The sequence below is a fragment of the Patulibacter sp. genome, assembly GCF_030655195.1.
Taxonomy (GTDB): Bacteria; Actinomycetota; Thermoleophilia; order Solirubrobacterales; family Solirubrobacteraceae; genus Patulibacter.
The window spans coordinates 1-26465 of the sequence record NZ_JAURWA010000119.1 but is presented as its reverse complement, the minus strand read 5'-3'; the positions used below and the strand labels follow the sequence as shown (position 1 = coordinate 26465).

Annotated in this window: 26 protein-coding genes; 15 read left to right on the top strand and 11 right to left on the bottom strand. The window is 74.4% G+C overall.

Features of this window, described 5'->3' with window-relative positions; genetic code table 11:
- Positions 1–23 precede the first annotated feature (23 nt).
- Complete coding sequence (locus Q7T67_RS13220) at positions 24–704, bottom strand: TetR/AcrR family transcriptional regulator (protein ID WP_304790221.1); 681 nt, start codon at positions 702–704, stop codon at positions 24–26.
- A 77-nt stretch (positions 705–781) separates the two neighbouring features.
- On the opposite strand from Q7T67_RS13220, the gene Q7T67_RS13215 reads away from it, so the two are divergent.
- The 5 genes from Q7T67_RS13215 to Q7T67_RS13195 all read left to right on the top strand — a co-directional run bounded on the left by Q7T67_RS13215 (position 782) and on the right by Q7T67_RS13195 (position 7822).
- The gene (locus Q7T67_RS13215) at positions 782–1942 is read left to right on the top strand and encodes an acyl-CoA dehydrogenase family protein (protein WP_304790218.1); all 1161 of its coding nucleotides are present in this window, start codon (positions 782–784) and stop codon (positions 1940–1942) included.
- 9 nt (positions 1943–1951) lie between these two features.
- The gene (locus Q7T67_RS13210; RefSeq protein WP_304790214.1) at positions 1952–2908 is read left to right on the top strand and encodes a hydroxymethylglutaryl-CoA lyase; all 957 of its coding nucleotides are present in this window, start codon (positions 1952–1954) and stop codon (positions 2906–2908) included.
- The gene (locus Q7T67_RS13205; RefSeq protein WP_304790211.1) at positions 2901–4970 is read left to right on the top strand and encodes a biotin carboxylase N-terminal domain-containing protein; all 2070 of its coding nucleotides are present in this window, start codon (positions 2901–2903) and stop codon (positions 4968–4970) included. The genes Q7T67_RS13210 and Q7T67_RS13205 overlap by 8 nt, the downstream gene beginning before the upstream one ends.
- Before the next feature lie 46 nt (positions 4971–5016).
- Positions 5017–6681: a carboxyl transferase domain-containing protein gene (locus tag Q7T67_RS13200; protein WP_304790208.1), complete on the top strand. Its 1665-nt coding sequence runs from the start codon at positions 5017–5019 to the stop codon at positions 6679–6681.
- A gap of 139 nt (positions 6682–6820) precedes the next feature.
- Entirely contained in the window at positions 6821–7822 is a 1002-nt protein-coding gene (locus Q7T67_RS13195) for an alpha/beta hydrolase (RefSeq protein ID WP_304790205.1), read from the top strand.
- Here Q7T67_RS13195 and Q7T67_RS13190 read toward each other — a convergent pair.
- Genes Q7T67_RS13190 through Q7T67_RS13180 form a run of 3 tightly spaced genes read right to left on the bottom strand, consistent with a single transcriptional unit; the run spans position 7819 to position 10901 of the window.
- Positions 7819–9690 carry a CheR family methyltransferase gene (locus Q7T67_RS13190; RefSeq protein WP_304790202.1) on the bottom strand — a complete coding sequence of 624 codons (1872 nt, stop codon included), beginning with the start codon at positions 9688–9690 and terminating at the stop codon, positions 7819–7821. The two genes, Q7T67_RS13195 and Q7T67_RS13190, sit on opposite strands and share 4 nt — an antisense overlap.
- Positions 9687–10403, bottom strand: coding sequence for a chemotaxis protein CheB (locus Q7T67_RS13185; protein ID WP_304790199.1), 717 nt, complete (start codon positions 10401–10403; stop codon positions 9687–9689). Before Q7T67_RS13185 ends, Q7T67_RS13190 begins: the two co-directional genes overlap by 4 nt.
- 9 nt (positions 10404–10412) lie before the next feature.
- Positions 10413–10901 carry a hypothetical protein gene (locus Q7T67_RS13180; protein WP_304790196.1) on the bottom strand — a complete coding sequence of 163 codons (489 nt, stop codon included), beginning with the start codon at positions 10899–10901 and terminating at the stop codon, positions 10413–10415.
- 48 nt (positions 10902–10949) lie between these two features.
- Here Q7T67_RS13180 and Q7T67_RS13175 point away from each other — a divergent pair, with 48 nt between their 5' ends.
- The gene (locus Q7T67_RS13175; RefSeq protein ID WP_304790191.1) at positions 10950–11414 is read left to right on the top strand and encodes a Na-translocating system protein MpsC family protein; all 465 of its coding nucleotides are present in this window, start codon (positions 10950–10952) and stop codon (positions 11412–11414) included.
- 72 nt (positions 11415–11486) lie between these two features.
- Here Q7T67_RS13175 and Q7T67_RS13170 read toward each other — a convergent pair whose 3' ends face one another.
- Positions 11487–11849 carry a Na-translocating system protein MpsC family protein gene (locus Q7T67_RS13170; protein WP_304790190.1) on the bottom strand — a complete coding sequence of 121 codons (363 nt, stop codon included), beginning with the start codon at positions 11847–11849 and terminating at the stop codon, positions 11487–11489.
- Positions 11850–11959: 110 nt separating this feature from the next.
- On the bottom strand, positions 11960–13153 hold the full coding sequence (locus Q7T67_RS13165) for a ParB/RepB/Spo0J family partition protein (RefSeq protein WP_304790187.1): 1194 nt from the start codon (positions 13151–13153) through the stop codon (positions 11960–11962).
- Between the two features lie 143 nt (positions 13154–13296).
- Here Q7T67_RS13165 and gndA point away from each other — a divergent pair, with 143 nt between their 5' ends.
- From gndA to Q7T67_RS13140, 5 genes are all read left to right on the top strand, one after another.
- Positions 13297–14742 (top strand): NADP-dependent phosphogluconate dehydrogenase, encoded by a 1446-nt coding sequence (gene gndA, locus Q7T67_RS13160; RefSeq protein ID WP_304790184.1) that lies wholly within the window; start codon positions 13297–13299, stop codon positions 14740–14742.
- Positions 14743–14868: 126 nt separating this feature from the next.
- Positions 14869–15036 carry a hypothetical protein gene (locus tag Q7T67_RS13155; protein WP_304790181.1) on the top strand — a complete coding sequence of 56 codons (168 nt, stop codon included), beginning with the start codon at positions 14869–14871 and terminating at the stop codon, positions 15034–15036.
- A 190-nt stretch (positions 15037–15226) separates the two neighbouring features.
- Entirely contained in the window at positions 15227–15787 is a 561-nt protein-coding gene (locus Q7T67_RS13150; RefSeq protein WP_304790179.1) for a TetR/AcrR family transcriptional regulator, read from the top strand.
- A gap of 130 nt (positions 15788–15917) precedes the next feature.
- A complete protein-coding gene (locus tag Q7T67_RS13145) occupies positions 15918–17096 on the top strand; it encodes an oxygenase MpaB family protein (RefSeq protein WP_304790176.1) in 1179 nt (392 codons plus the stop codon).
- Between the two features lie 94 nt (positions 17097–17190).
- Positions 17191–18174 carry a hypothetical protein gene (locus Q7T67_RS13140; RefSeq protein WP_304790173.1) on the top strand — a complete coding sequence of 328 codons (984 nt, stop codon included), beginning with the start codon at positions 17191–17193 and terminating at the stop codon, positions 18172–18174.
- Between the two features lie 155 nt (positions 18175–18329).
- On the opposite strand, the gene Q7T67_RS13135 is transcribed toward Q7T67_RS13140, so the two are convergent.
- From Q7T67_RS13135 to Q7T67_RS13125, 3 genes are all read right to left on the bottom strand, one after another.
- Positions 18330–19145, bottom strand: a complete 816-nt coding sequence (locus Q7T67_RS13135; protein WP_304790170.1) for a hypothetical protein — start codon at positions 19143–19145, stop codon at positions 18330–18332.
- 92 nt (positions 19146–19237) lie between these two features.
- A complete protein-coding gene (locus tag Q7T67_RS13130; RefSeq protein WP_304790167.1) occupies positions 19238–20065 on the bottom strand; it encodes an alpha/beta fold hydrolase in 828 nt (275 codons plus the stop codon).
- A 140-nt stretch (positions 20066–20205) separates the two neighbouring features.
- Positions 20206–21003 carry an IclR family transcriptional regulator C-terminal domain-containing protein gene (locus Q7T67_RS13125; RefSeq protein WP_304790164.1) on the bottom strand — a complete coding sequence of 266 codons (798 nt, stop codon included), beginning with the start codon at positions 21001–21003 and terminating at the stop codon, positions 20206–20208.
- A 132-nt stretch (positions 21004–21135) separates the two neighbouring features.
- Between Q7T67_RS13125 and Q7T67_RS13120 the strand changes: the two genes are divergently transcribed.
- The 4 genes from Q7T67_RS13120 to Q7T67_RS13105 all read left to right on the top strand — a co-directional run bounded on the left by Q7T67_RS13120 (position 21136) and on the right by Q7T67_RS13105 (position 25253).
- On the top strand, positions 21136–21948 hold the full coding sequence (locus Q7T67_RS13120; RefSeq protein WP_304790161.1) for a CoA transferase subunit A: 813 nt from the start codon (positions 21136–21138) through the stop codon (positions 21946–21948).
- Complete coding sequence (locus Q7T67_RS13115) at positions 21945–22745, top strand: CoA-transferase subunit beta (protein WP_304790158.1); 801 nt, start codon at positions 21945–21947, stop codon at positions 22743–22745. Before Q7T67_RS13120 ends, Q7T67_RS13115 begins: the two co-directional genes overlap by 4 nt.
- Positions 22742–23935 carry a thiolase family protein gene (locus tag Q7T67_RS13110; protein ID WP_304790156.1) on the top strand — a complete coding sequence of 398 codons (1194 nt, stop codon included), beginning with the start codon at positions 22742–22744 and terminating at the stop codon, positions 23933–23935. The genes Q7T67_RS13115 and Q7T67_RS13110 overlap by 4 nt, the downstream gene beginning before the upstream one ends.
- Positions 23936–24032: 97 nt before the next feature.
- Complete coding sequence (locus Q7T67_RS13105; protein WP_304790153.1) at positions 24033–25253, top strand: sensor histidine kinase; 1221 nt, start codon at positions 24033–24035, stop codon at positions 25251–25253.
- On the opposite strand, the gene Q7T67_RS13100 is transcribed toward Q7T67_RS13105, so the two are convergent.
- Positions 25188–25574 carry a hypothetical protein gene (locus Q7T67_RS13100; protein ID WP_304790150.1) on the bottom strand — a complete coding sequence of 129 codons (387 nt, stop codon included), beginning with the start codon at positions 25572–25574 and terminating at the stop codon, positions 25188–25190. The two genes, Q7T67_RS13105 and Q7T67_RS13100, sit on opposite strands and share 66 nt — an antisense overlap.
- A 395-nt stretch (positions 25575–25969) precedes the next feature.
- Positions 25970–26465 (bottom strand): hypothetical protein (locus tag Q7T67_RS13095; RefSeq protein WP_304790147.1); only part of this gene is annotated, 496 nt, incomplete at its 5' end.

Below are 26465 nucleotides of genomic sequence, written 5' to 3'. Positions count from 1 at the left end.
TACACGCGTCCTGGCCGGATGATCTACGGCGTGACCCGCCCCGCCCGCCCGGCGGACCGGGTGCGCCCCGGCCCGGGGGCCTCGGTCGCGGGGCGCACGCCGGCGAGCACGAGGTCGACGAAGCCGTCGGCGACCTGGTCGGCGTCGAGGCGGCCGCCGGGGACGAACCACAGCGCGGCGTGGTTGACCATGCCCAGGAGGGCGAGGGCCACGAGCGACGGGTCGTCGAGGGCGAACTCTCCCGTCTCGACGCCGTCGTCGAGGACGCGGCGCAGCAGGCTCTCGAAGGTCTCGCGGTCGTGGCGCACCGCGTCCCAGGACGGGCCCTCGCGCAGGACGGCCCGCTCCTTCTCGAAGAGCAGCACGTGGTCGCGGTGGGACTCGACCTGGCGCATCCAGACGCGGGTCAGGGCCCGCAGGCGGTCGGCGGCGGACGCGGGCGCCTCCGGCCCGGTGACGACGGCCGCCGCGCGCTCGAGCAGCGGTCCCATGAGGTCGTCGAGGATCCGGGTCAGGGCCTCGGACTTCGACCCGATGTAGTGGTAGAGCCCGCCGCGCGCCAGGCCGGTGGCCTCGATCAGGTCGTCGATCGACGTGCCGGCGTACCCGCGTTCGGCGAACGCGCGGGCGCACGCGTCGAGGACCTCGCGCTGGCGGTCGTCGTACCGGGCCCGCAGCGTGGGGCTCTTGGGCGGGTCGGCCATCGGTCGTGGAGCTTGCCGGATCCGGGGGCGGATCCGACGGTTTGCACCTTAGACCGTTCAGTCGGTATAAGTCCACCATGGATCTGGATCTGCCCGACGACGTCCGAGAGCTGCAGAAGGTCGTCCGCGAATTCGCGGTCCAGGAGGTCGCCCCGGTCGCCGAGGAGCTCGACCGGACCAAGGCGTTCCCGTACGAGCTCGCCGCGAAGATGGGCGAGCTCGGGTGGATGGGCATCCCGTTCCCGGAGGAGGTCGGCGGCGCCGGGGGCACCACGCTGCAGTACGCCGTCGCGGTGGAGGAGCTGGCCCGCGTCGACTCGTCCGTGGCGATCACGATGTGCGCGCACACGTCCCTGGGCACGCAGCCGATCTGGCTCTTCGGCAACGACGCGCAGAAGGCCGCGTACCTGCCCGACCTGTGCTCCGGGGCGAAGCTCGGGGCGTTCGGCCTGACGGAGCCCGAGGCGGGCTCCGACGCCGGCAACCTCAAGACCCGCGCGACGCTCGACGGGGGGACCTGGACGATCGACGGCGCCAAGCAGTTCATCACCAACGCCGGCACCGACATCACCGGGCACGTCGCGATCACCGCGATCACCGGCGAGACCACCGACGCGAAGGGCCGCACGCGGCCGGAGATCTCCAACCTCATCGTCCCCAACGGCACGCCCGGCTACGAGATCGGCGAGCCGTACCGCAAGATGGGCTGGAACGCCTCGGACACGCGGCCGCTGAGCTTCTCGGGCGTCGAGGTGCCCGAGGAGCACCTCCTCGGGCCCCGGGGCCAGGGGTTCAAGCAGTTCATGAAGATCCTCGACGGCGGCCGCATCGGCGTGGCCGCGATGGGCCTGGGCCTCGCCCAGGGCGCCCTGGACGAGGCCGCGGCCTACGCGAAGTCGCGCAACGCGTTCGGCGGGCCGATCGCCCGGTTCGGGCAGATCCAGGCCAAGATCGCGGACATGGCCACCGAGATCGAGGCCGCGCGCCTCCTGACCTACCGCGCCGCGGCGCTGAAGGACGCCGGCCGCGACTTCTCCCTGACCGCCGCGCAGGCCAAGCTGAAGACCGGGAGGCTGGCGGTCCGGGCGTCGGAGGAGGCCGTCCAGATCCACGGCGGGTACGGCTACATGGAGGAGTACCCCGTGTGCCGCTTCTACCGCGACGCCAAGATCCTGACGATCGGCGAGGGCACCGACGAGGTCCAGCAGCTGGTCATCTCCCGCGCCGTCCTGGCGTAGGCCGGCGTCATGAGCACCACCGACGCCGACGCCCACGCCGGAGGCGCCACGGCCGAGCGGATCCGGATCCGCGAGGTCGGCCCCCGGGACGGTTTCCAGAACGAGCCGGAGCTGCTCTCGACGGACGACAAGCTGACGCTCGTCGGGGCGCTGATGCGCTCCGGCGTGGAGCGGATCGAGCTGACCTCGTTCGTCCGCCCGGACGTGATCCCGCAGCTGGCCGACGGCGCCGACCTGCTGGACCGGCTCGAGCCGGTCCCCGGCGTCTCGCGGTCGGTGCTGATCCCCAACGAGCGCGGGCTCGACGGGGCGCTGCTCCGGCGCGATCGGTTCGACGAGGTCTCGGTCTTCCTCTCGGCGTCCGAGACGCACAACCGCAAGAACGTCAACCGCTCGATCGACGAGTCGCTGGCCGGCCTGCGCCGTGTCCTGGAGCGGGCGGGCGACGCCGGTCTGCGCCGCGTCGCGGTCATCGCCACGTCGTTCGGCTGCCCCTACGAAGGGGAGGTCCCTGTGGCGCGCGTCGCCGAGATCGCCACGGCCCTCCGGGACGCGGGGGCGGAGGAGATCGGCTTCGGCGACACGACCGGGATGGCGAACCCCCGCCAGGTCGCACGGTTCTTCCCGGTGCTCGCCGACGCGCTCGGCCCCGACGTCGAGCTGACCGCCCACTTCCACAACACGCGCGGGCAGGGACTGGCCAACGTCCTGGCCGCGCTCGACGCCGGCTGCCGCTCGTTCGAGTCGAGCTTCGGCGAGCTCGGCGGGTGCCCCGTCCCCGCCGGGGCGACGGGCAACATCGCCACCGAGGACCTCGTCTCGATGCTGCACGAGATGGGCTACGCGACCGGGATCGACCTGCCCGCGGTGATCTCCGCGAGCCGGCGGGCGCAGGAGATCATCGGCCGGCCGCTGGGGTCGCACACCCTCGTCGCCGGTCCCGTCCAGTGGAGCCCGCATGCCTGACCGCGTCCTGATCGCCAACCGCGGCGAGATCGCCGTGCGCATCGCCCGGACCCTGACGGCCCGGGGGATCGAGTCGGTGGCCGTGTGCTCGCCGGAGGACGCCGGTGCGCCCCACGCCCGCGCCTGCGACCGTGCGGTCGCGCTGCCGGCGAACGCCGAGCGCTCGCCGTACCTCGACGTCGAGCGGCTCGTCGGGGTCGCGGTCGACCACGGCTGCGACGCCGTCCACCCCGGCTACGGGTTCCTCGCCGAACGGGCCGACGCCGCGCAGGCGTTCACCGACGCGGGCGTCACGTGGATCGGCCCGCCGCCGGCCGCGATCGACCTCCTGGGCGACAAGATCCGCTCGAAGGAGACGGCCGACGCCGCCGGCGTCCCCGTCGTCCCGGGTCTCGAGGGCAGCGACGTCGACGAGGCCGCCGTCGTCGCGTTCGCGGACGAGGTCGGGCTGCCGCTGCTGCTGAAGGCCACCGCCGGCGGTGGCGGCAAGGGCATGCGGCGCGTCGACGACCGCGCCGCGATCCCCGGGGCCGTCGACGCGGCGCGGCGCGAGGCGCAGGCGGCGTTCGGTCGCGGCGAGCTGCTGGTGGAGCGGCTCGTGCAGCCGGCCCGCCACGTCGAGGTGCAGGTCGCCGTCGACGAGCACGGCGGGGCCTGGGCGATCGGCGAGCGCGAGTGCTCGCTCCAGCGCCGGCACCAGAAGGTCCTCGAGGAGGCGCCCACCGCCTGCCTCACCGACGCCGAGCGGACCGCGTTGCACGACGCCGCCGTCCAGCTCGCCGTCGCGGCGGGCTACCGGAACCTCGGCACCGTCGAGTTCCTCCTCGACGTCTCCGGGACGACGAACGACGACGGCACGCGGCCCTTCTTCTTCCTCGAGATGAACGCCCGGCTCCAGGTCGAGCACCCCGTCACGGAGCTCGTCCACGGCCTGGACCTCGTCGCGCTGCAGCTGCGCATCGCCGACGGCGAGCCGCTGGGGCTGGGAGAGGACGACCCCGCCGCGCGGCGGGGAGCCGCAGCCGGCGCCCCGGGCACGACGTCCGCGACGTCGGGTGCGCCGACGGGCGCGGGGCCCGCCGGACCGCCCGCCGCCGTCGGGCACGCGATCGAGGCGCGCATCACCGCGGAGCGCATCGCGCAGGGCCCCGACGGTCCGCGCTTCCTGCCGGCCGTCGGCCCCGTCCTGGACTACGTGGAGCCGACCGGCCCGGGCGTCCGCGTGGACTCGGGTGTGGAGCGGGGCACGGTCGTGACGACCTCGTTCGACCCGATGCTGATGAAGGTCATCGCGTTCGGACGCGACCGGGAGCAGGCACTGGCGCGCCTGGACCGGGCGCTGGCGGGCCTCGTGCTCCTGGGCGTCGAGACCAACGCGGGCTTCCTGCGCCGCCTGCTGGCCCGCGACGAGGTCGTCGCCGACGCGTCGACGACGACGCTGCTGGAGGAGCTCCTCGTGGAGCCCGAGGCGGGTGCGGCGCTCGCGGCCCCGCCCGTCGCGGCGCGCGACCGGGCGCTCGCCGCCCTGGCGGCCGACCGCCATCGCCGTGCCGCCGAGCACGCCGGACCCGGCGCGTTCGCGACACCCGACGCGTGGAGGATCGGCGCCGCCGGCCGCGTGCGTCTGGAGCTGCAGGACCCCGACGACGAGCGGGTCGACGTGCTGGTCCGCGTCGGGCCGGACGGGCTCGAGGTCACGGTCGGGGACGCGGAGGCCGCGACGTCCGCGGACCCGGGGGCCCGGACGGCCACCGACGGCCCGTGGACCTGGCTGCACGACGAGGGCGGCACCTGGTCCTGGCGCGACGTGCCCGAGGTCGCCGGCGGTCCCGGTGCGGTCGCCGGCGGGCTGGTCGCCCCGTTGCCCGGGGTCGTCCTGGCGGTCCGCGCCGCGGTCGGCGACGCGGTGACCGAGGGGCAGTCGCTGGTGGTGATGGAGTCGATGAAGATGGAGCTGGACGTCGCGGCGCCGCACGACGGGACGGTGACCGCGCTGGACGTCGCGGTCGGCGACCACGTCGCGCGCGGCCAGACGCTGGCCGCGGTGGAGGAGCAGGCATGAGCCGGGACGCGGGCGTCCCGCTCGGCAGCGACGCGAGGACGGGCGCATGAGCACGCAGACGACGGACGCCGGGTCGACGGACGACGCCACGGGGGAGGCCCCGACCAACCGCGAGCGGCATCTCGCGCTGATCGACGATCTCCAGACGCGCCTGACGCGGATCGCCGGCGGGGGCGGGCAGCGCGCCCGCGACCGTCACACGTCGCGCGGCAAGCTGCTGGCCCGCGACCGGATCGACCGGCTGATCGACCCGTTCTCGCCGTTCCTCGAGCTCGCGCCGCTGGCCGCCGAGGAGGTCTACGACCACGACCTGCCCGCCGCGGGCGTGGTCGCCGGGATCGGCCGGGTGCACGGCCGCGAGATCATGATCGTCGCCAACGACGCCACCGTGAAGGGCGGCTCGTACTACCCGCTGAGCGTCAAGAAGCACCTGCGCGCCCAGGAGGTCGCGAAGGAGAACCGCCTGCCGTGCGTGTACCTCGTGGACTCCGGCGGCGCGTTCCTGCCCCGGCAGGACGAGGTCTTCCCCGACCGCGAGCACTTCGGCCGGATCTTCTTCAACCAGGCCAACCTCTCCCGCGCGGGCATCGCCCAGATCGCCGCGGTCATGGGCTCCTGCACCGCCGGCGGGGCCTACGTGCCGGCCATGAGCGACGAGACGGTGATCGTCAAGGACCAGGGCACGATCTTCCTGGGCGGCCCGCCGCTGGTGAAGGCGGCCACGGGGGAGACGGTGTCGGCGGAGGACCTCGGTGGCGGCGACCTGCACGCCCGCACCTCGGGGGTCGTCGACCACCTCGCCGACGACGACGCGCACGCGCTCCAGCTCGTCCGGCGCATCCTGAAGACCGTTCCACGCGGCCGGCAGCCCGCGGGCCCGACCTCGCAGGGCGGCGTCTGGCCGGCCGGGACGGTCGCGCCGTGGGAGACCCGCCCGGCGGTGGATCCGGTGCTCGACCCCGACACGCTGCTGGACGTCGTACCGACCGACCCGCGGGAGCCCTACGACGTCCGCGAGGCGATCTCGCGCATCGTCGACGGCGGCGAGCTGCACGAGTTCAAGCCGCTCTACGGCGAGACGCTGGTCTGCGGCTTCGCGCACCTCCACGGCCACCCGGTCGGGATCCTCGCCAACCAGGGGATCCTCTTCCGCGAGAGCGCCCTGAAGGGCGCGCACTTCGTCGAGCTCTGCGACGAACGCGGCATCCCGCTCGTGTTCCTGCAGAACGTCGCCGGGTTCATGGTCGGCAAGGAGTACGAGGCCGGCGGCATCGCCAAGGACGGCGCCAAGCTCGTCGCCGCGGTCGCGACCACCCGCGTACCGCGCCTGACGGTCGTCATCGGTGGCTCGTACGGTGCCGGGAACTACGGCATGTGCGGCCGCGCGTACTCGCCCAGGTTCATGTGGATGTGGCCCAACGCGCGCATCTCGGTGATGGGCGGCGAGCAGGCCGCGACCGTCCTGACGACGATCCGCGACGACCAGGCCGCCGCCCGCGGCGAGACCTGGGACCCCGACGAGCGCCAGGCGTTCGGCGACGGGCTCCGCGACCAGTTCGAGGCGCAGGGCAACCCGATCTACGCCTCGGCCCGGCTGTGGGACGACGGCGTCATCGACCCCCGCGACACCCGCCGCGTCCTCGGCCTCGCGCTCGACGCGTGCGCCAACGCACCGCTCGAGCCCGTCTCCCGGCCGCTGTTCCGGATGTAGCGCGACGAGGGTCGGAGGCGCACGGCGGCGGGGCCGGGTGCCCGGGCACCCGGCCGCCGACGGCCGCCGACGGCCGTGGTCGTCCCGGCTCCGGCGGGGCACCGACCGCCGTGCCGTGGGCCGTGTCAGCATCCCCGCCGTGCCCGCGTCGACCGACCCGCTCGCAGACTTCCGGACGAGGCGCCTCGAGCTCGCGAAGGGCCGACGGGCGACCCTGCTGGACCTCGCCCCGGCCCGCGACGCCGCCGACGACGCGCCCGCCGGCACCGGCACCGCCGTCCTCTACGTCCACGGGTTCTCGGACTACTTCTTCCAGGACCACGTCGCCCGGCACTTCACCGACGCGGGGATCCCGTTCTACGCGATCGACCTGCGGGGCTACGGCCGGTCGCTCCAGGACGGCGAGCTCCCGGCGTACGTCACCGACCTGGCCGAGCACCACGAGGAGCTCGACCGGGCCGTCGAGACGATGCTGGCCGACGGCGTCGAGCGGATCGTCCTCCTGGCGCACTCCACCGGCGGCCTGATCGTGCCGCTGTGGCTGGCCGACCGGCGCGGGAGCCGGGTGGCCGACGCCGTCGTGGCCGTCGTCCTCAACAGCCCGTGGTTCGACCTGCAGGGCTCGGACCGCTTCCGCCGCAAGGTCGACCTGGCGTGCGCCACGCTGGGCGTCGTGCGCCCGACCGCGGTCATCAACGAGGGCCTCGGGACCTACGGCGACAGCGTCCACAACAGCCGCAACGGCGACTGGGAGTTCGACCTGCGGTGGAAGCCGTTGATGGGCTTCCCCGTCCGTGCCGGGTGGCTGCGGGCGGTCCGCCGCGGGCAGCGCCGCCTGCACCGCGGCCTCGGGCTGCAGGTGCCCGTCCTGGTCCTGCGGTCCTCCCGCAGCGAGCTGGGGCTGCGGGCGTTCGCCCCCTCGGCGATGAGCGCCGACACCGTGCTCGACGTCGAGCACATGACCCGCTGGGCGCCGTCGCTCGGCCCCGACGTCACCGTCGAGGCGGTGCAGGACGGGATGCACGACCTGCTGCTCTCGGCGGCCCCGGTCCGCGAGCGCGCCCTCGCGGCGATCGACGAGTGGCTCCGCCCGCTCCTGGCCGGGCCCGCGACCGCTCCGGCCTCGACCGCTCCGGCCTAGACCGAGCGGGGCGCGCCGGTGAAGGGGAGCTCGCCGCCGCGGGCCTCCGCCATCAGCACCAGGGCGCCGCGGTGGGCGTCGTGCGCCGTCGAGAGCGGCAGCACGCGGACGAGGCAGGGGAAGGACCGGCCGCGTCGGTCCACGGCGGTGAGCGTCACGTCGGAGGGCTCTGCTCCCGCATTGACCGCGCGACGGAGCTGATCGGCCAGGCGGTCGACGGGCAGGCCGAAGTCCAGGGCGACGAGCGGCCGTCCGGCGACCTCGTCGGGCCGCAGGCCCCAGAGCTCCTCGCTCCACGAGTTCCAGATCTCGACGCGACCGTCGCGGTCGACGACGGCGATCCCCACGCCGAGGCTGCGCAGGATCCCCTCGAGGAACGAGTTGGCGGTGTCGAGCTCGCGGGCGTGCTCGAGCTGCTGCTCGTTCATCGCCTCGAGCTCGTCGTTGGTCGAGTGGAGCTCCTCGTTCATCGTCTCGAGCTCCTCGTTGGTCGACTGCAGCTCCTCGTTGGTGGTCTCGAGCTCCTCGTTGGTCGACTGGAGCTCCTCGTTGGTGGTCTCGAGCTCCTCGACCGTGGACTGCAGCTCCTCGTAGGCGGTCTCGAGGTCGCGGCGGGAGCGGTCGTAGTCCTCGCGCAGGCGGACCAGCGCCGTGGTGTCCTCGAACGCGATGGCGGCGCCCAGCGCGCGGCCGGTGCCGTCGAGGACCGGACTGACGCGGATGTCGTAGATCTGACCGTCGTCGTCCTCCGTGCCCCCGCGCAGCTGGGTGGGCGCGCCGTGCTCGTACGCGCGGTCCAGCGCGGTGCGGATGTCCCCGAGCCGGTAGGAGACGTCGAGGTCCTGGAAGAGCCGGCCGATGTCTGCGGGGACGAGCCCGAGGTCCTCCCGCGCCCGGACGTTCAGGTCGACGACGAACCCCGCCCGGTCGACGACGACCTGGGGGACCGGGGAGAGCGACGCGGCCGCGTCGCGCAGGTCCGGCCGGGCCCCGGAGGCGCCGGACCGCGAGAGGTCGGAGACGAGGAACGACCGCTCGCGGGTCGCGGCGGACCGCGGCACGGCGCGGAAGATGCGGCGCTTCAGGTCGCGCGGGGCGAACAGCTCGGCGTGCGCGATCAGCATCTCGGACCGCCCGAGCAGCAGGTGCCCGGTGGGGCGCAGCGCGAAGTTGAACCGCTCGAGGATCCGCGCCTGCGTCTCGGCGGTGAAGTACATGAGGACGTTGCGCGAGACCAGCAGGTCGATCCGTGAGATCGGCGCGTCCTGGACGAGGTCGTTGCGGCCGAAGATGACGTGCCGCCGCAGGTCCGAGCGGAAGGCCCAGCCCGAGCCGGCGCGCTCGAAGTACCGCTCGCGCAGGTCCTCGGGAACCGCCTCCACCTGGTCGTCGCGGTATCGCGCCTGTCGCGCCTCGTCGAGGGCCTCCTCGTCGATGTCGGTGGCGTAGATCTTCACGCGCCTGCGGAACTCGTCCTCGCCGAGCGCCTCGGCCAGGACCATGACGATCGTGTACGCCTCCTCACCCGACGCGCAGCCCGCGCACCAGACGCGGATCGGCCGGTCGTCGGGGGTCGCCGCGACCAGCTCGGGGACCACGTCCTCCCGGAGCGCGTCCCACGTCTCGCGGTCGCGGAAGAAGCTCGTGACGTTGATGAGGATCGTGTTGAAGAGCTGCGTGTACTCGCGGGAGTCGACCTCGAGGACGTCCTGGTAGGTCGCGTAGTCCTCGATCCCGACGTCGGCCATCCGCTTGCGGATGCGGCGGCGGAGCGTCGGGCGCTTGTAGCCGGAGAAGTCGAAGCCCCGTCGTTCGTGCAGGAACGCGAGCAGCTGCTCGAGACCGGGGTCGTCGTCGTCCGTGCTCACGCGTCTCCCTCATCGTTCATGTCGACGGCTCGTACCCGCCCGGGCGTCGCGGACGCGTCCGGACGTGCCGCGGTGGAACCGCTGTTCCCGTCCTCGTCCACCAGGCCGCGCAGCAGGTCCGCCATGTCGCTCATCGGTGCGCGGCGCAGGGCGGTCCCCGTGGCGATCGCGGCGCGCGGCATGGCCCCGTACCGGGCGTCGTCGGGGTCCTGGACCACGCCGACGCCGCCGGCCCGGACGACGGAGACGATCCCTGCGGCACCGTCGTCGAGCATCCCCGTCAGCACCACGGCGATCACGCGTGGCCCGTAGGACTCCGCGGCGCTGCGGAAGAGCGCGTCGATCGACGGGCGGTGCCCGTTCTCGCGCGGCTCGTGGTCCAGCACCACGTGGCCGTCGCGGACGAGGGTGTGCGCGTCGGCCGGGGCGACGAGGATCTCGCCGGGGCGCACCGCGGTCCCGTCCGTCACCGCGGTCACCGGCAGCGGGCCGGCGCGATCGAGGATCTGGGCCAGGACGCTGTGCCCCGCCGACGGCAGGTGGAGGACCACGACGACCGCGGCGGGGAGGTCCGCCGGCAGATCCCCGACGAGCCGTTGCAGCGCCTGGACGCCGCCGGCCGACGCGCCGACGACGATCAGATCGCGACGGTGGTCCCCGTCGTCCGCGGTCACCCGCGGCGCGGTCGGGACGGGGCGGGGTGGGGCGGCCACCCCGCCACCCTACGACGCCCGCGCGGGATCGCGGGAGTCGCCGGGGTCGTCGCCCGCGCGCTCCGGGTCGCGGTGCGCGTCGGTCTCGACGGACGTTCGAACCCCGGTGCCCGCCGCACGCCCCGGGGTGCCGAGGGACGCCCGCTCCCCGTGGGACTCGCGGAGCCGCATCGCGTCCTCCCGCAGGGCGGCGGCCCGGCGACGCGCCATCCGCGCCTGCGCCCAGACCGCGGTCGATTCGTCCCTGCTGCCCATCAGCGTCCGGCTGTCGGCGTCCGCGCGTGCCCGGGCCCGGGCGGCGCGAGGGTCGGCGGTGCGCCGCGACCGGTCGGTCTCGGCGACCCCCGCGGGCAGGTCGCTGCTGTCGGGCAGATCGTCGGTCAGCCGGGTCACGGCGGCCTCCCGGACGTACTGCGCGACGCTCGTCCCGGCGTCGGCGGCCGCGTCCGAGAGCCGCGCCCAGAGATCGTCACCGAAGCGGATGGTGGTCTGGTGCATACCCCTTAAAACGATATCGCTTCGGTAGGCGTCCGCTACGGTGTGCCGATGCCTGGCAGTGCTTCCTCCGCGTCGCAGGGCCCGTCCGGTCCGGCGCCCGGCCCCGCCGCGGGCGAGTCGGCGTCCGGCGAGCAGGCCACGGGCGGCGAGGCCGTCGGCGCCGCCGCTGCGATCTCGAGCGGCATCGTCTCGCTGTACAAGCGCTACCGGGGCCGCGGGCCGACGGCGGTCCGGACGCACCTCGTCGGCGACCTCGCGGTGGTCCTGCTCACGGGCGGCTTCACCGTGGCGGAGCAGACGCTCGCCCGCGAGGGGCACGGCGACGTCGTGCTGGAGCAGCGCCGGGCGTTCCAGCTCGTGATGGCCGAGCGCTTCAAGGCGCTGGTGCGCGAGGTGACCGGCCGCGAGATCGTCGCGATGCTGAGCGCCAACCACGTCGATCCCGACCTCGCGGTCGAGACGTTCGTCCTCGGGGACCGCACCGGCGACACCCCGCGGCCGGCCCTCGGCTGAGCCCGCGGGGACCGGCGACGCCGTCGCGTCGCGTCCCGGGACGCCGGGCTCCAGAGGTCCCGGACCCGACGATCAGGGCCTGCGGAACGTCACCGTGATGCCGACGGCGTCGTCCTCGATGCTCGTCCCGATGGTGCAGAACTTGACGTCCCGGTCCAGCGCGGTGGCGACGAGCGCCCCGATCTCGGGAGCCAGCACCGCGTTGAGCTCGCTGCGCTGCGCGTCGACCGCCTCGGCGCGGCCGTCCTCGATCAGCGTCTCCTCGAGCTTCGTCACCACGCCCGTGAGCACGAGCGTCACGGTGTCGCCGTGGATGTGGCACTGGACCGAGGTCGGCCCGCGACCGGTCCGATCGCGGTGCAGCTTGGCGACGTCCGTGGAGATCTCGGCCTGGAGGCTCGACTCGCGTTGCGCCTCGGACTCCGGACCGTTCATCGCAGGAGCATCGCAGGACCGGGAGCCGCGCGCCCGACGTCGCCCACGGACGAGCCGTGCGCCGGGGCCATCCGATATCGGCTCGGGGACCGCCCGTTGGAGCCTCCTCCTCAGAGCACCCGGTCGACCGCGTCGGGGTGCGCCGCGGCGGCGGGGCCGTCCGCCCGTAGCAGCGCCTGGGCGCACCGGCGGACGTGCAGGGTCAGCTCGGGGCCCCGCAGGTCGTCGAGGTCGGCGGGCGGCTGGACCGCGTCGCCGACGGCCTTGGCGTGCTCGGTCAGCCAGCGGATCAGGTAGCGGTCCAGCTGCGCGTGGATCTGGCCCTCCGACGCCTCGCCCGCCAGCTGGACCCGAGGGCGCGACGGATCCCACGACGCGGGGGCACCGTCCTCGCCGATCGCCTCCCCGTCGACGTCGCGGACCGGGCGGTGGTCGGGCACGACGTACTCGCGGGAGGCCGGGTCCGCGGTCGAGCCGGCGTCGTGCCAGTTGTCGTCCCCGCGGGGCTCGGGGCCGTCGCCGGGACGGAAGACGCCCTTGACCTGTGCGGGCGCCTTCGGCCCGCCGCTCTCGCCGAAGGTCGCCCGGATCTCGGCGGGCGTCATGTCGCCCTGGGCGACCTTGCCGGCCAGGTCGATCGCCTGACGGCTCGTGATCGACCCCTTGTCCGTCTGCCGCCGCAGCAGGTCGGCGATGGTCAGCGACAGGTCGCCGTCGGAGACCCGCTGCTGCACCTCGTCGGGCAGCTCGAGGAGCTTGAGGTGGCGGCGCACCCACGTGGGCGACAGGCCGATCGACCGGGCGACCTCCGCGGCGCTGGACCCGTCGCGGCGCTTCATCAGGAGCCGCAGGCCCCGGGCGGCCTGCATCGGCTCGAGCTGCACGCGCTGGACGTTCTCCAGCAGCTGGATCTCGAACGCCTCGTCCTCGTCGAGGTCGACGATCTCGTCCACCGGCGTCGTCTCCCAGCCCAGGGCCACGAGCGCCGCGTGCCGCCGGTGCCCGGCCACGAGGAGGAAGTCCCCGTCGCTCCCCGGCCGACGCCGGACGAGCGGGGGCGTCAGCAGTCCGCGTTGACGGATCGACAGCGCCAGGTCGTGGATCTCGGGCAGGTCGGGCCGGATGTTGCGATCCGTGGCGATCCGGTCGACCCGCACGACCTGCCGGACCCGGTCCTTCGTCGCGGTGTCGAACGCCGGCTCGGCCGCGAGCTCCGCCGCCAGCCGGTCGCGCTCCTGCTGCGCCCGCTCGGCGTTCAGCTGCGCCACCGCCTCCTCGCCCTTCTGGAAGTCATCGACCGACATGCGGCACCGTCCTCGTCCTCGTCATCCGGGGTGGATTCGCCCCCGTCGCGACGGCACCTGCCCGCACGGGGTCGCCCGGGACGCCGCCAGCGTCCGGGCGGGACGGTGCGAGGGCGCCACGGTCCGCTGGGTAGTGGTCCTCCATGTCGAACGACACGCCGCAGCAGGCCAACATCGGAGTCGTCGGGCTGGCCGTCATGGGGGCCAACCTGGCGCGCAACCTCGCCGGGCGCGAGGGCAACACGGTGGCGGTCTTCAACCGCTCGCCGGAGCGGACGAGGACGCTGCTGGACGAGCACCCCGAGGCCGGGTTCGTCGCGAGCGAGGAGCTCGACGCCTTCGTCGCGTCCCTCCGGAAGCCGCGCACCGCGATCATCATGGTCCAGGCCGGGAAGGGCACCGACGCCGTCATCGAGCAGCTCGCCGAGCGCTTCGAAGAGGGCGACATCATCGTCGACGGCGGCAACGCCAACTTCCAGGACACGCGGCGCCGCGAGAAGGACCTGCGCGACCGCGGCCTGAACTTCGTCGGCGCCGGGATCTCCGGGGGTGAGGAGGGCGCGCTGAACGGCCCCTCGATCATGCCCGGCGGGTCGAAGGAGGCCTACGAGACGCTCGGCCCGATCCTCGAGACGATCGCGGCGGAGGTCGACGGCGAGCCGTGCGTGACGCACGTGGGCACCGACGGCGCGGGCCACTTCGTGAAGATGATCCACAACGGCATCGAGTACGCCGACATGCAGCTGATCGGCGAGTCCTACGACCTGCTGCGACGGGTCGCGGGCCACGACGTCGAGGCGATCGCCGACGTCTTCGCCGCGTGGAACGAGGGCGATCTGCAGTCGTACCTCATCGAGATCACGGGCGAGGTGCTGCGCCAGCGCGACGCCGCCACCGGGGAGCCGCTGATCGACGTGATCCAGGACCACGCCGGCTCGAAGGGCACGGGCGTCTGGACCGTGCAGAACGCCGTCGGCCTCGGCGTCCCGGTCGGTGGCATCGCCGAGGCGGTCTTCGCCCGCGCGGTCTCGAGCAAGCCGGAGCAGCGGGAGGCCGTCCGCGGCGTGATGCGGAGCCGCCCGGACGCCGCCGCGGTCGGCGAGTCGTTCGAGGACGACGTGCGCGCCGCCCTGTACGCGTCGAAGGTCGTCGCCTACGCCCAGGGCTTCGACGCGATCATCGCCGGCGCCGAGGAGTACGACTGGGACATCGACCACGCGCAGATCGCCCGCATCTGGCGCGGCGGCTGCATCATCCGCGCGAAGTTCCTCAACCGCATCGCCGAGGCCTTCGAGCGCGACACCCGACCGGTGACGCTGCTCGAGGACCCGTACTTCGCGAAGGTGATCCAGGACGGGGAGGCCGCCTGGCGCCGGGTCGTGGTCGTCGCGGCGCAGTCGGGCGTCCCGGCGCCGGGCTTCTCCTCCGCCCTGGCCTACTACGACTCCCTCGCGTCCGAGCGGCTGCCGGCGGCGCTGACCCAGGGCCTGCGCGACTTCTTCGGGGCGCACACCTACCGGCGCACCGACAAGGACGGCACGTTCCACACCCTGTGGTCCGGGGACCGCACCGAGGTCGAGATGGGGTGATGGGCCCGCGGGACCGTGCGGTGGGCGCGATGTGCCCGACCCGCGGTCCCGGTGACGGACCGGTCCGCCGTCCGGCCCGTGATCGACGCGACCGGTATTCCGACGGCACCGGGGTAGGGGCGCGGGATGGCCGACGACCTCGAGCAGTCCACCCCCGTCCACCTGACGTTCGAGGAGATCGAGTGGCTGATCGTGGCGCTCGCGGACTACAAGGACGACGACCCGGCGAGCGATCGCCACCGCCTGGCCGTGGCCGTCGACCGCAAGCTGGTCGCGGCGCAGACCGGGGAGTAGCCCGCCGGCGTGGTGCCGCCGGGCGCCGGCGGCCCGCGGCCCGGCCGTGCCGTTCCCCCTCGCCTCGCCGCGCCCCGCCGGCATCCCGTCCCGGCCGCGGTCGGGGCCGCACTAGGATCGTCCGATCCCCGAGCCCGCGACCACCCGACCCCGGCGCAGCCGGAAGCCGATCGAGGTCCGGCGCCGCGAGGTGCTCGACGCGACGCTGGAGCTCGTCGTCGCCGGCGGGTTCGCGTCGGTGACCATGGAGGCGGTCGCGCGGCGGGCGGCGCTCGCCAAGACGGTCGTCTACAACGCCTACCCCAACCGCACCGAGCTGCTCTCCGCGCTCCTGGAGCGCGAGTTCGCCCGGGCGCTCGGCACGTTCGCGGACGCGCTGCCGGCGACCGGCACGGGGGAGGGCGACCCGCTGGAGGCCGCCCTGCGGTGGGTCGAGGCGATCGCCGTGGCCATCCGTCGCGACCCGACCACCTGGCGCCTCATCCTCTTCCCGCCCGACGAGCCGCCCGGTGCGCTGAAGGCGTCGATCCAGGCGGGCCGCGAGGTCGTCCTCGACCACGTCCGCGTCATGCTCGGCGACCTCGCCGCGGCACGGCCGAGCGTCGCCCGGTTCGACCCGGAGTTCCTGCCGCTCGCCCTGCTGGCGGTCTGCGAGGAGGGCGCCCGGCAGCTCACCGCCGCACCCGACGAGTACGACCCCGCCCGCGTGGTCGCCTTCGCCCGGGACCTGCTGACGGCCCTCGCCCGCTGACCCTCCGGGGCGGTCCGGCGACGGGCGGGTTGACGAAGCTACGGAACCGTATGTACGCTCCCGTACCTGAGGTCGGGGCCGACGGTGGACGCCGGCACCGACGACCGCCCTGGAGGACCTCATGGCCACGATGCCCGCCGTTCCGCAAGCACCCGAGACCGCGCCTCTCGGCACCCCGCCCGTGGCCGCGCCGGCGACGTCCGGCCTGCCCGCGACCCGTCCCGTCGCGACCGGCGCGAGGACCGGCCGCGTCCGGCGGTTCCTGCAGGGCGCCCGCGCCCGCGCCCTGGAGCCCGCCGAGGACTACGGCTGGTTCGGGCCGGACTCCGTCGCCTGGCGCGTGTGGTCCTACCCGACGGGGCTGACCGTCGGCTTCAGCCGCGCCGTCGTCGTCGAGGAGCTCGACCCGTTCCTGATCGCGCCGGTGAAGGTCTCCAGCAAGATCTACCAGCAGCCGAAGGTCCGCTACGACCGCACGGTCCGGTACTTCGCGACCTGCCTGTTCGGCGACACGCGCTCGATCGCGAAGGCCTCCGGGATCCTGACGAAGGTCCACGCCCGCGTCGCGGCGCCGGACCCCGTCTCGGGCCTGCTCTCGGACCCCAACAACCCCGAGCAGCAGCTGTACATCCACATGACGGCGTGGCATTCGATCCTCTACACGTACGAGGTCTTCGGCCCCGGTCGCCTGTCCGCCGCGGACGAGGAGCAGTTCTGGGCGGAGTGCCGGATCGCCGCGCACGCGCAGACGATCGACCCCGAGTCGATCCCCACCACGCGCGCCGGGGTGCGGGAGTACTTCGACCGGATGCGTCCGCGCCTGGCCGCGTCGGAGGCCACGCAGGAGGCGATGGCGCACCTGATGGACGTCGGCCCCTTCGCGCCGGAGCTGCCCCGCGCCCTCCAGCCGCTCGTGAAGGTCGTGGGCTGGTTCTTCCGTGCGGCGGTGCTGTCGACCATGCCGCAGTACCAGCGACGGCTCGCCAACCTCGGCCAGCCGCGCTGGGTCGACGTGGCGATCAAGCCCGTCATGCGCGTGTCGTTCCGGCTCGTCGACCGCTCGGTCCGGGCCAAGCTGATGCTGCTGGCGATCCTGTCGCCGAGCACCGTCACCGTCGCCGGCCAGGTGCTCGCGGGCGTCCCCGCGCGCAACGCCGAGGTCCTCTCGCCCGAGGAGACCTACCGCCGCCACGACGCGCCGACGCCGAAGGAGCTCTACGCGGAGCTCGGCCACGACCAGTCGACGGTCGTCTTCACCCCGTCGGCCCCGGTGCCGCTCGAGGTGGCCGAGCGGGCCGCGGTGCACTAGGACCGGGGAGCCCCTTTTCGAAGTGGCGCGTTGCCGCTAGCGTGAGGGCCTCGGTCCTCGACGACCGAGGCTCCGTCCCCGGCCCGAGGTCCCCGTGCGCTCCTTCCGTCCCGCCCGATCACGTGTCCTGGGGGCCGTCGGTCTCGCCGTCGCCCTCGCAGCCGTCTCGGCGCCCCCGGCGTCCGCCGTCTTCGTGGGCGAGGCCGAGGACCCGGCGGGCGACGCCACCGTGCCCGACCCGCAGCGCGACATCACGGCCGCGGGCTTCGGCTACGACCCCGACACGGGCCGGATGGGCGCGGCGATCCGGCTGCGCGGCGCGCCCGCGGGCGCCCCGACGACGCTCATCGCCTACGCCGGGATCCGGACGCCCACAGGCTGCGATCGCGGTCCGGCGATCGGCTTCGGGTCCGACGCCGACCGCTCGGACGCCTCGTGGCTGCGCACCACGGTCGACGGGGCACCGCAGTCGCGCGGCCGGCTGTCGAAGGCCGGGGTGGGCTCGGCACTGCAGCGCTTCGACGTGCAGAGCTCGCTCCTGAAGGGCCTGACGGTCGACTGCGCGCTGATCTCGGCGACCGCGCCCGGGGACGCCGCCACGGTCTACGACCAGCTGACGCTCGACCTGGTCGGGCAGCCGGCGCTCGGCGTCCGCCTCTCCGGCCTGCCGTCGAGCGTCCAGGCGTCGAAGCGCCGCCACGCGTTGCGCATCACCGTCTCCAACTCCGGCCACGGACCCACGGGCAGGGTACGGGTCCGGCTCGCCGCGGTCCGAGGCGTCGCCCCGACCAGGCGCACCGTGTCGCTCGCGTCGGTCGCGCCGGGGAAGACCCGCACGACCACGGTCCGGGTGCGCTTCACGAACCGTGCACGCTTGCGCAACCAGCTCCCGGTGATCGCGACGGCCGGCCGCCTGACGGCCAGGGCGGAGCGGACGGTCCGCGTCGTGCAGCCGGACCGCAGGCCCTCGGGTGGCGGCGGGGGAGGGAGCGGGACCCCGGCGACGTGCGTCCAATTCTTCCCGGACTTCTCGGGCGGCTCGGGCGGCTCGCTCGGTCTGGTGCCCTGCGTGCGGTGAGCGCGCGGGCGGTGGCTGAACGACCGGTGGCGGTCGACGTCGTCCCGGCTCACCAGCGCCGGCGCCGGGCAGATGATGCTCGAGGGCGGCCGGGGGAGCCTGCACCCGTCCTTGACTTCCACGGCCTCCGCCGCCCCCGTCGAGGCGACGGCTCCTCAGGTCATCGGCCGGCACAGGTTGGCGAACCGCACGCGCGAGGCCCGCGAGACGGGCGAGACCCGCACGAACGACGCGCGCTCGAGGCGTCCGAAGCGATTCGGCGAGACGCGCGTGACGCTGAGCCTCCAGCACCGCGACGGTCCGCGGCGGTCGCTCCCCGTCGGAACGCGGCGGACGCACTGCCACCTGATGCGGGCATCGGACTCGTCCTGGCAGTCCACGAACGCACGGACCCCGGCGTCGACCGTGCCGCGGAAGCGGGCGGAGAAGGCGTCGCGGGCCCGGCGCAGGGCGGACGACCGGGAGGACCGACGGCCCGTGACGGTGCACCCGAAGCCCCGCGCCTCCGGCGTGAAGATCTCGGGCGGGGCGCCGGATCCGACCTCGATGAGGGGCACCGAGAAGAAGAGCCGGAAGCCGTCGTCGACGCCCGTGCAGCGGATCGGACCGACGGGGATGCGCAGCCGTGCCCGTCGGGTGGAGTCCGAGACGACTCGCGCCCGGCTCCGTGTCCGCGACCGTCGGACGGTGCCCGACTCGAGGATGCGCACGACGCGGACCGTGCCGACCCGGTGTTGGCGCGCACAGCTCCCGGACGTCCCGGCGGGATACGGCCGACAGGACAGGACGAGGTCGACGTGGCCGGTCAGCGTGGCGCTGCCCCTCGGGCCGGCCCCGTCGACGACCGCCACGTGCGTCTTCAGGATCACGTCCACGACATCGTCGGGAATGGGCCTCGCGGCGGCCGTCGATGCGGTGAGGAGCGTCGCGATGGCGGCGCACAGGAGGACGGTGGCTGGACGACGTCGCACGCCTGGCGGGGTACCCGGAGCGTCGGGGCGGCACCCGCGTCGCCCCGGCCGAGGCGACGGTCGTTCCTCGACCTGCCGCCTCGACACGATCCTCAGACGGCGGCGTCCCGCGCCGCCGCGGCCGGCAGCGACGCCAGGTGCGCGTCGATCAGCGCGTTGACGACGTCGGGCCGCTCGAGGCACACGGAGTGCCCGGCGGCCTCGACGACCTCGAGCGTGGCGTCCGGGACGCCCTCGGCGATCTGGCGCGACTTCGGCGGCGGGTAGGCGTGGTCCTCCGTGCCCGCGAGGACGAGCACGGGGCAGGTGATGGACCCGAGCTCGTCGAGGATCCCGTCGCGGAAGACGACCTGGTGCGCGGCGTCGGCGATCGACGGGCCGCGACCGCGCAGGTCGTCCTGGACGTGGCGCAGCAGGTCGGCCCGCGACGGATCGGAGAGGCTCGTGTCGCCGAGCATGATGTGCGAGACGGGGTCCAGCAACGGCGCCACCCCGTCGGTCGCGAGGGCCTCGACGAGGGGCGCGAACGCCTCGATCTGCTCCTCCACGTCGGCGGAGGAGCCGGCGACCACGGCGGAGCGGACGAGCTCGGGGTGGCGGGCCGCGAGGCGCAGCGCGATGAACCCGCCCATCGAGTTGCCGACGACGGTGACGTCCCGCAGCCCCAGCGCCTCGATGAGCCCGACGGCGTCGGCCGTGAGCGTGTCCATGTCGAGCTCGTCCCGGGGCGCCGGGGCGCTCCCGCCCTGTCCCCGGTGGTCGTAGGCGACGACGCGGTACGTGCCCGAGAGGTGCTCGACCTGCGCGTCGAACATCGTGTGGTCGAAGAACAGCGAGTGGCTGAGGAGCACCGCGGGCGCGTCACGGGGACCGGAGTCGGTGTAGTGCAGCGTGGTGTTCGAGACGTCGATCGACGGCATGGGGAGCTCCTCGGTGTGGTGCGGTCGACCCAGCCTCGCCGATCGGCCCCGTCGGCGCCAGGGCGCACCTCGGGAGGCCGACCCGGATGCAGCACGGTCGGCACCCGAGCGTCCGCCGCACGAGCCGCGACGGCGGGCCGTCAGTCGACCGTCGCGCCCGTGCGGCGGAGGTCGTCGCGGATCTCCTGCGCGGCGGCGCGCAGGGCGGGGAGGACCTCGTCGAGCAGGTCGGCGGTCGACCGGCGGGCGGCGTGGGCGGCGACGTTCATCGCCGCCACCGTGGTGCCGGAGCCGTCGACGATCGGGACCGCGACCGAGCGCAGCCCCTCCTCGAGCTCCTGGTCGACGAGGGCGTACCCGTGCCGTCGTGCGTCGACGACGGCGTCGAGGACCCGGTCCGGGTCGGTCGGCGTCCTGGGCGTCGCCGGCGCTGCGCCGGTCAGGGTGCGCTGCAGCAGCGCCCGCACCTCGTCGTCGGGCCGGGCCGCGAGCAGGACCCGCCCCATCGACGTGAGGTGCGCGGGGAAGCGCGTGCCGTTGGCGATGGTGACCGACATGATGCGGCGGATCGGGACGCGGGCGACGTAGACGATCTCGTCCCCGTCGAGCACCGAGATCGACGCCGACTCCTGCACGGCGTGGGACACGGCCTCCAGGTGCGGCCTCGCGACGTCGAGGAACCCGACGCCCGAGAGGTAGGCGGCCCCCAGCTCGAGGACCCGCGGCCGGAGCGCGAAGCCGCGCCCGTCCTGCGAGACGTACCCGAGGTGCATCAGCGTGAGGAGGAAGCGCCGGGCGGCCGCGCGGGTGAGGTCGCAGCGCCGGGCGACGTCCGTCAGCGAGAGCGTGCCCTCCTCCCCGGCGAAGGCGCGGATGACCGCGAGGCCGCGCTCCAGCGACTGCACGTGCTCGGGGTGACGTTCGGCGTTCGGGGTCATGGGGCTCCGCGGGTCCAGGTGGCCGCGCGGGGGGCTGGACCCGCGCGATGGGCGCCACCCGGCGCCGTCCATCCGGTAGCGTTCGTGATGTGAACAAGTGTACGGATAGCGAACATCTCGTGGGGGATCGACGTGGCTGACGTCGTCGACCTCCCCACCGCGATCCGGGAGCTCGTCCGGGACGGCGACGCCGTCGCGCTGGAGGGCTTCACGCACCTGATCCCGTTCGCGGCGGGGCACGAGATCCTCCGGCAGGGTCGCCGCGACCTCGAGCTGATCCGCATGACCCCGGACGTCCTCTACGACCAGATGGTCGGCGCCGGTGCGGCCCGGAAGCTCGTGTTCTCCTACGGCGGCAACCCCGGGGTGGGGTCGCTGCACCGCTTCCGCGACGCGATCGAGCACGGCTGGCCGCACCCGATCGAGATCGAGGAGCACTCCCACGCCGCGATGGCCAACCGCTGGGTCGCCGGCGCCTCCGCGCTGCCGTTCGCGGTCCTGCGCGGCTACGCCGGCACCGACCTGGAGGCCCGCACCCGCGTGGAGCGCATCACGTGCCCGTTCACCGGCGAGGTCCTCGCCGCCGTCCCGGCCCTGAACCCGGACGTCTCGATCGTCCACGCGCAGGAGGCCGACCGTGCGGGGAACGTGCAGCTCTGGGGGATCCCCGGGGTGCAGAAGGAGGCGGTGCTGGCGGCGACGCGGTCGCTGGTGACCGTCGAGCGGATCGTCGACGAGCTCGTCCCGCGCCCGGGCGGCGTAGTGCTGCCGGGCTGGACGATCGACGCCGTCGCCGAGGCGCCGCGCGGGTCGCAGCCCTCGTACGCGCACGGGATCACCGACCGCGACAACGACGCCTACCGCGCGTGGGACGTGGTCTCCCGCGACCGCGACACGTTCACGGCGTGGATGGGCGAGCACGTGCTGAAGGGACAGGCCGCATGAGCAGCACCGAGACCGCGCCGGCGACGACCGGCGAGATCCAGACGATCGTCGCCGCACGGCGGCTGACCGGGGCGAAGGTCGTCTTCATCGGCGTCGGGCGCCCGTCGACCGCGGCGATCCTCGCGCGGATGGTCCACAACCCCGAGCTCGTGCTCGTCTACGAGTCCGGGACGATCGGCGCGAAGCCGCACCGCGTGCCGCTCTCGATCGGTGACGGCGAGCTGGCCCAGACCGCCGACGCGGTCGTGGCGGTGCCCGAGATGTTCAACTACTGGGTGCAGGCCGGCCGGATCGACGTCGCGTTCCTCGGCGCCGCCCAGGTCGACCGGTACGCCAACCTCAACTCGACCGTCATCGGCGACTACGACGCCCCGCGGACCCGCCTGCCGGGCGCCGGCGGCGCACCCGAGATCGCCGGCGGCTGCGGCGAGGTCGTCGTCGTGGCCCCGCACTCCACGCGCACGTTCGTGGAGCGGCTGGACTTCGTCACGACCGTCGGCCACGCCGATCCCGACGGCGTCCTCGGCTCGATCCCGGGTGCCCCGCCGGAGGGCATCACCCGCGAGGGCCTGGGTCTGCGCGGCGGCGGCCCGTCGGCCGTCATCACCGACCTCGGCGTCCTGCAGCCCGACCCCGCCACGAAGGAGCTCGTGCTCGTGCAGCTGCACCCTGGTGCCACCGTCGCCGACGCCCGCGACAAGACGGGCTGGGAGCTGCGGGTCGCGGAGGACGTCGTCGAGACCGCTCCCGCGACGGCCGACGAGCTCGCCGCCCTGCGCGAGCTGGTGGCCCGATGAGCACCACGACCAGCTCCGCCGCCTACGTCCTGGACGCCGTCCGGACCCCGTTCGGGAAGTTCGCCGGCGCCCTGGCGGGCGTCCGCCCCGACGACCTCGCGGCGAGCACGCTGAAGGCCCTTGTCGACCGCACGCCCGACCTCGACCCGGCACGCATCGACGACGTGCTCCTCGGCGCGGCCAACCAGGCCGGCGAGGACAACCGCGACGTCGCCCGCATGGCCGTCCTCCTGGCCGGGCTGCCCACGAGCGTGCCCGGCGCGACGGTCAACCGCCTCTGCGGCTCCAGCCTCGAGGCCACGATCCAGGGCGCCCGCGCGATCGAGTCCGGCGACGCCCAGGTGATCGTCGCCGGCGGCGTCGAGTCGATGAGCCGCGCCCCGTGGGTGCTGCAGAAGCCCTCGCGCGCCTACCCGGCCGGTCACGAGACGCTGCACTCCACGACGCTCGGCTGGCGGATGGTCAACCCGGCGATGCCGTCCGGGTGGACGATCTCGCTGGGCGAGTCGACCGAGAAGCTCGCCGGCATCCACGGCGTCTCGCGCGAGGCGCAGGACGCCTTCGCGTGGGAGAGCCACCAGCGCGCCGCGAAGGCGTGGGCCGACGGCGTCTTCGACGACGAGATCACGCAGGTCCCCGGCGCGCCGCTGGAGCGCGACGAGGCGATCCGCGAGACGACGACGCTGGAGAAGCTCGGGACCCTGAAGCCGGCGTTCCGCGCCGACGGCACCGTGACCCCGGGCAACGCGTCGCCGCTGAACGACGGCGCCTCGATGGTCCTCCTGGGGACCGAGTCCGCGGCGGCGTCGATCGGACGCGACCCCCTGGCGCGGGTCGTCTCCCGCGCCGCGCACGGCAACGACCCGGACGTCTTCGGCTACGCGCCCGTCGAGGCGGCGCACGAGGCGCTCCGTCGCGCCGGGATCGGCTGGGGCGACCTCGCCGCCGTCGAGCTCAACGAGGCGTTCGCCGCCCAGTCCCTCGCGTGCGTGAAGGGCTGGCCGGACCTCGACCCGTCGATCCTCAACGTCCACGGCGGCGCGATCGCCATCGGCCACCCCCTCGGCGCCTCGGGTGGTCGCATCATCGGCCGGCTCGCCCGCGCCCTGCAGGAGAACGGCGGCGGCTGGGGCCTGGCGGCGATCTGCATCGGGGTCGGCCAGGGCCTGGCGGTCGTGCTGCACGCGTAGGCGGGCGGCGGACCGGATCTCCGCGAACGAGCCGGGTCTGGACATTCGGCGTCCCCGTGACGATCGGGCCCCGGGTGGGGTACAGCGACACACGGCGATGCGCACCGTTCTCCACGTTCCGCGCCGCCGCGCGGCCGAGACACGACCACCGCCGGTCTGGGCGCTCGCGCCGCCGCGGTTCGCGGTGCTGCTCGCCGGATTCGTCGTGGCCGCGGTCGCGACCCCGTACTCCGGCCACCAGGTCGTCGTCTCCGTGGTCGGTGTGGCGTGGGTGGCGGTCACCGTCGCCCTCGCCGTCGGGCTCGCGGACGAGCCCCGCCCGGGGTCCGACGGCCGGCTCCTGGGACCTTGGGTCGCCGCGGTCGACGCGGTGCTGGTGCTCGCCGCCGTCGCGGTGAGCGGTGGTGCGGACTCGCCGCTGCGGTGGCTCCTGCTCGTCGCGCCGGCCTGCTGGGCGTCGGCCCGCGACCCACGGCTCGGCCTGCTCGAGGCGCTGGGGGCTGCCGGGTACCTCGTGACGTCGATCGGCGACATCGCCCGCGGGACACCCGGCACGGCGACGACGATCGCCGGGTTCTACGCGATCTACGGCGGCGCGGTCGTGGTCGCCGGGGCGACGGTGCGGGCGCGGAGGCGCGAGACGGCCCTGGAGGCCGCCGTCGCGCAGGGGCGCGAGGACGCGGACCGGCGGGTGCTCGAGCAGGCGCGGACCGAGCAGGAGCGGCTCGTCCTGGCGTTGCACGACGGACCGCTGCAGCTGGCCGTGACGGTCTCCCAGGACCTCGCCGAGCTGTCCGAGGACGAACCGATCGACCTGGACGAGACCCGGCGGACCCTGCGGGACGCCATCGAGCAGATGCGGACGCTCACCGGGGAGCTCTACGGGGCGGTGCTCCGCGACTCGGGGCTGGCCGTCGCCCTCGGCGAGGTCGCCGAGGTCCTCGAGCGTCGCGGCGGACCGCCGACCGTGGTCACCGTCGGCGCCGACACCGCCGGATCGCACGACGAGCTCGTGATGCGGGTCGTGCACGAGCTCCTGAGCAACGCCGCGAAGCACGCCCGTGCCACCGGCGTCACCGTCTCGGTCGTCCAGCAGGGCGACCCGGCGGAGCTGGTGGTGATCGTCACCGACGACGGCATCGGCCTCGACGACGTCGCGCGCCGGCGCGCCGCACGGGAGGACCACATCGGGTTGACGTCGGTCGAGCGCGACGTCCGGGCGGCGCACGGGACGATGGGCTTCGAGCAGCCGCTACATGGCGGCACGACGGTGCGCGTGCGACTCCCCGGGACCGCGGAGCCCGCGGTGGTCGCCTGAGATCCCCCCGCTCGGCGCGGGTGTGCTCGCGTCTCCGGGGAGACGCGGGACCGGCGACGCGAACGCATCGGTCTCCTGCCGGCGGGCCAGGACGGCGATCTCGCGGAGCGCCGTGATCGCCTCGCGGACGCGCAGGGCGGCGAGCGGGGCGTGCGCGTCGCCCGGGCAGGCGGCGCGGGTGTCGGCGATCTCCTGCCCGGCGGCGTACAGCAGCTGCAGCACGTCCTCGGTGATCTGGTCCGCCAGGCACGGCTCCGTGCCCCACCCCGGCACGGCGGTGAGCCGTGCCTGGCCGGTGCTGCTGGGGTGCTCGCGCCACATGGGGGACGACCTGTCGGGTCAGGGCGGGACCGGCCTCGAGGACGAGGCGGGTGCGCCGGGGTGAACCGCTGCGGCGGCACCACGTGCCGCTTGTGGGTGGTACGCGAGGCCGATCCCGCCGGTTGTGCCGATCGCTCCCTCGGTCCTGCGTCAGGCTCGTCGTGCCGTCCGCGGGCGTCGCCGTCGCGGGGCTCCTGACCGACGCGGCCAGGAGCCCTCCGGGACGGGTCGTCCGGAACGCGACCGCCGCGGGGACCCTCCCCGGGAACGACGACGGGACCGACGGTCGCAGACGCCGGTCCCGGTGATCGGCCCGCAGGCCCGCGTCGCATCCGCTGAGGCGGGCGGCTCGATCCCCTCGAGGGCGAGCCGCCTGCCCCGGCGGACGCGCCGGACTACGAGGGCTTGATCGTGTTGACGCCGGTGAGCGTCGGGGTGCGCGCCGCGACCTCGGCGTACTTGTAGGCGGTGCCCGGCTTGCTGCCCGGCTTGCCGAAGCCGAACCCGGCCGACTCGAGGACCGTGACCGCGTCGCCGATCACGTAGAAGCCCGGCGAGCCGGTGGTGGCGAGGCCCGGGGTCTGCTCGCGCTGGGCGAACTTGGAGTACGCGCGGTCGTTGCCGAGCACGCCGAGGGACTGCAGGGCCAGCGCGCGGTGCACGGCCTCGACGCCCATGATCTCCGAGGCGTAGCGCGCCAGACGCGAACCCGACAGCGTGCCCTGACGGGCGAAGACCGTCACGCCGAGCAGGTAGGCGTTGATGAAGACCTGGTCGCCGACGACGAGCGTCTTGAGCAGGTTCTCCGGGGAGGCGAAGACCTCGTCGGGCACGTAGATCGTGTCGGTGACGGCCTTGCCGCCGACGGCGGCCGAGGTCAGGACCTCGTAG

What these genes read in the sequence shown, in the direction of transcription:
- Q7T67_RS13220 (WP_304790221.1), bottom strand. Translation starts at nt 704, where the DNA reads ATGGCCGACCCGCCCAAGAGCCCCACGCTGCGGGCCCGGTACGACGAC.
- Q7T67_RS13215 (WP_304790218.1), top strand. Translation starts at nt 782, where the DNA reads ATGGATCTGGATCTGCCCGACGACGTCCGAGAGCTGCAGAAGGTCGTC.
- Q7T67_RS13210 (WP_304790214.1), top strand. Translation starts at nt 1,952, where the DNA reads ATGAGCACCACCGACGCCGACGCCCACGCCGGAGGCGCCACGGCCGAG.
- Q7T67_RS13205 (WP_304790211.1), top strand. Translation starts at nt 2,901, where the DNA reads ATGCCTGACCGCGTCCTGATCGCCAACCGCGGCGAGATCGCCGTGCGC.
- Q7T67_RS13200 (WP_304790208.1), top strand. Translation starts at nt 5,017, where the DNA reads ATGAGCACGCAGACGACGGACGCCGGGTCGACGGACGACGCCACGGGG.
- Q7T67_RS13180 (WP_304790196.1), bottom strand. Translation starts at nt 10,901, where the DNA reads ATGCACCAGACCACCATCCGCTTCGGTGACGATCTCTGGGCGCGGCTC.
- Q7T67_RS13175 (WP_304790191.1), top strand. Translation starts at nt 10,950, where the DNA reads ATGCCTGGCAGTGCTTCCTCCGCGTCGCAGGGCCCGTCCGGTCCGGCG.
- Q7T67_RS13170 (WP_304790190.1), bottom strand. Translation starts at nt 11,849, where the DNA reads ATGAACGGTCCGGAGTCCGAGGCGCAACGCGAGTCGAGCCTCCAGGCC.
- Q7T67_RS13165 (WP_304790187.1), bottom strand. Translation starts at nt 13,153, where the DNA reads ATGTCGGTCGATGACTTCCAGAAGGGCGAGGAGGCGGTGGCGCAGCTG.
- gndA (WP_304790184.1), top strand. Translation starts at nt 13,297, where the DNA reads ATGTCGAACGACACGCCGCAGCAGGCCAACATCGGAGTCGTCGGGCTG.
- Q7T67_RS13155 (WP_304790181.1), top strand. Translation starts at nt 14,869, where the DNA reads ATGGCCGACGACCTCGAGCAGTCCACCCCCGTCCACCTGACGTTCGAG.
- Q7T67_RS13145 (WP_304790176.1), top strand. Translation starts at nt 15,918, where the DNA reads ATGCCCGCCGTTCCGCAAGCACCCGAGACCGCGCCTCTCGGCACCCCG.
- Q7T67_RS13130 (WP_304790167.1), bottom strand. Translation starts at nt 20,065, where the DNA reads ATGCCGTCGATCGACGTCTCGAACACCACGCTGCACTACACCGACTCC.
- Q7T67_RS13125 (WP_304790164.1), bottom strand. Translation starts at nt 21,003, where the DNA reads ATGACCCCGAACGCCGAACGTCACCCCGAGCACGTGCAGTCGCTGGAG.
- Q7T67_RS13115 (WP_304790158.1), top strand. Translation starts at nt 21,945, where the DNA reads ATGAGCAGCACCGAGACCGCGCCGGCGACGACCGGCGAGATCCAGACG.
- Q7T67_RS13110 (WP_304790156.1), top strand. Translation starts at nt 22,742, where the DNA reads ATGAGCACCACGACCAGCTCCGCCGCCTACGTCCTGGACGCCGTCCGG.
- Q7T67_RS13105 (WP_304790153.1), top strand. Translation starts at nt 24,033, where the DNA reads ATGCGCACCGTTCTCCACGTTCCGCGCCGCCGCGCGGCCGAGACACGA.
- Q7T67_RS13100 (WP_304790150.1), bottom strand. Translation starts at nt 25,574, where the DNA reads ATGTGGCGCGAGCACCCCAGCAGCACCGGCCAGGCACGGCTCACCGCC.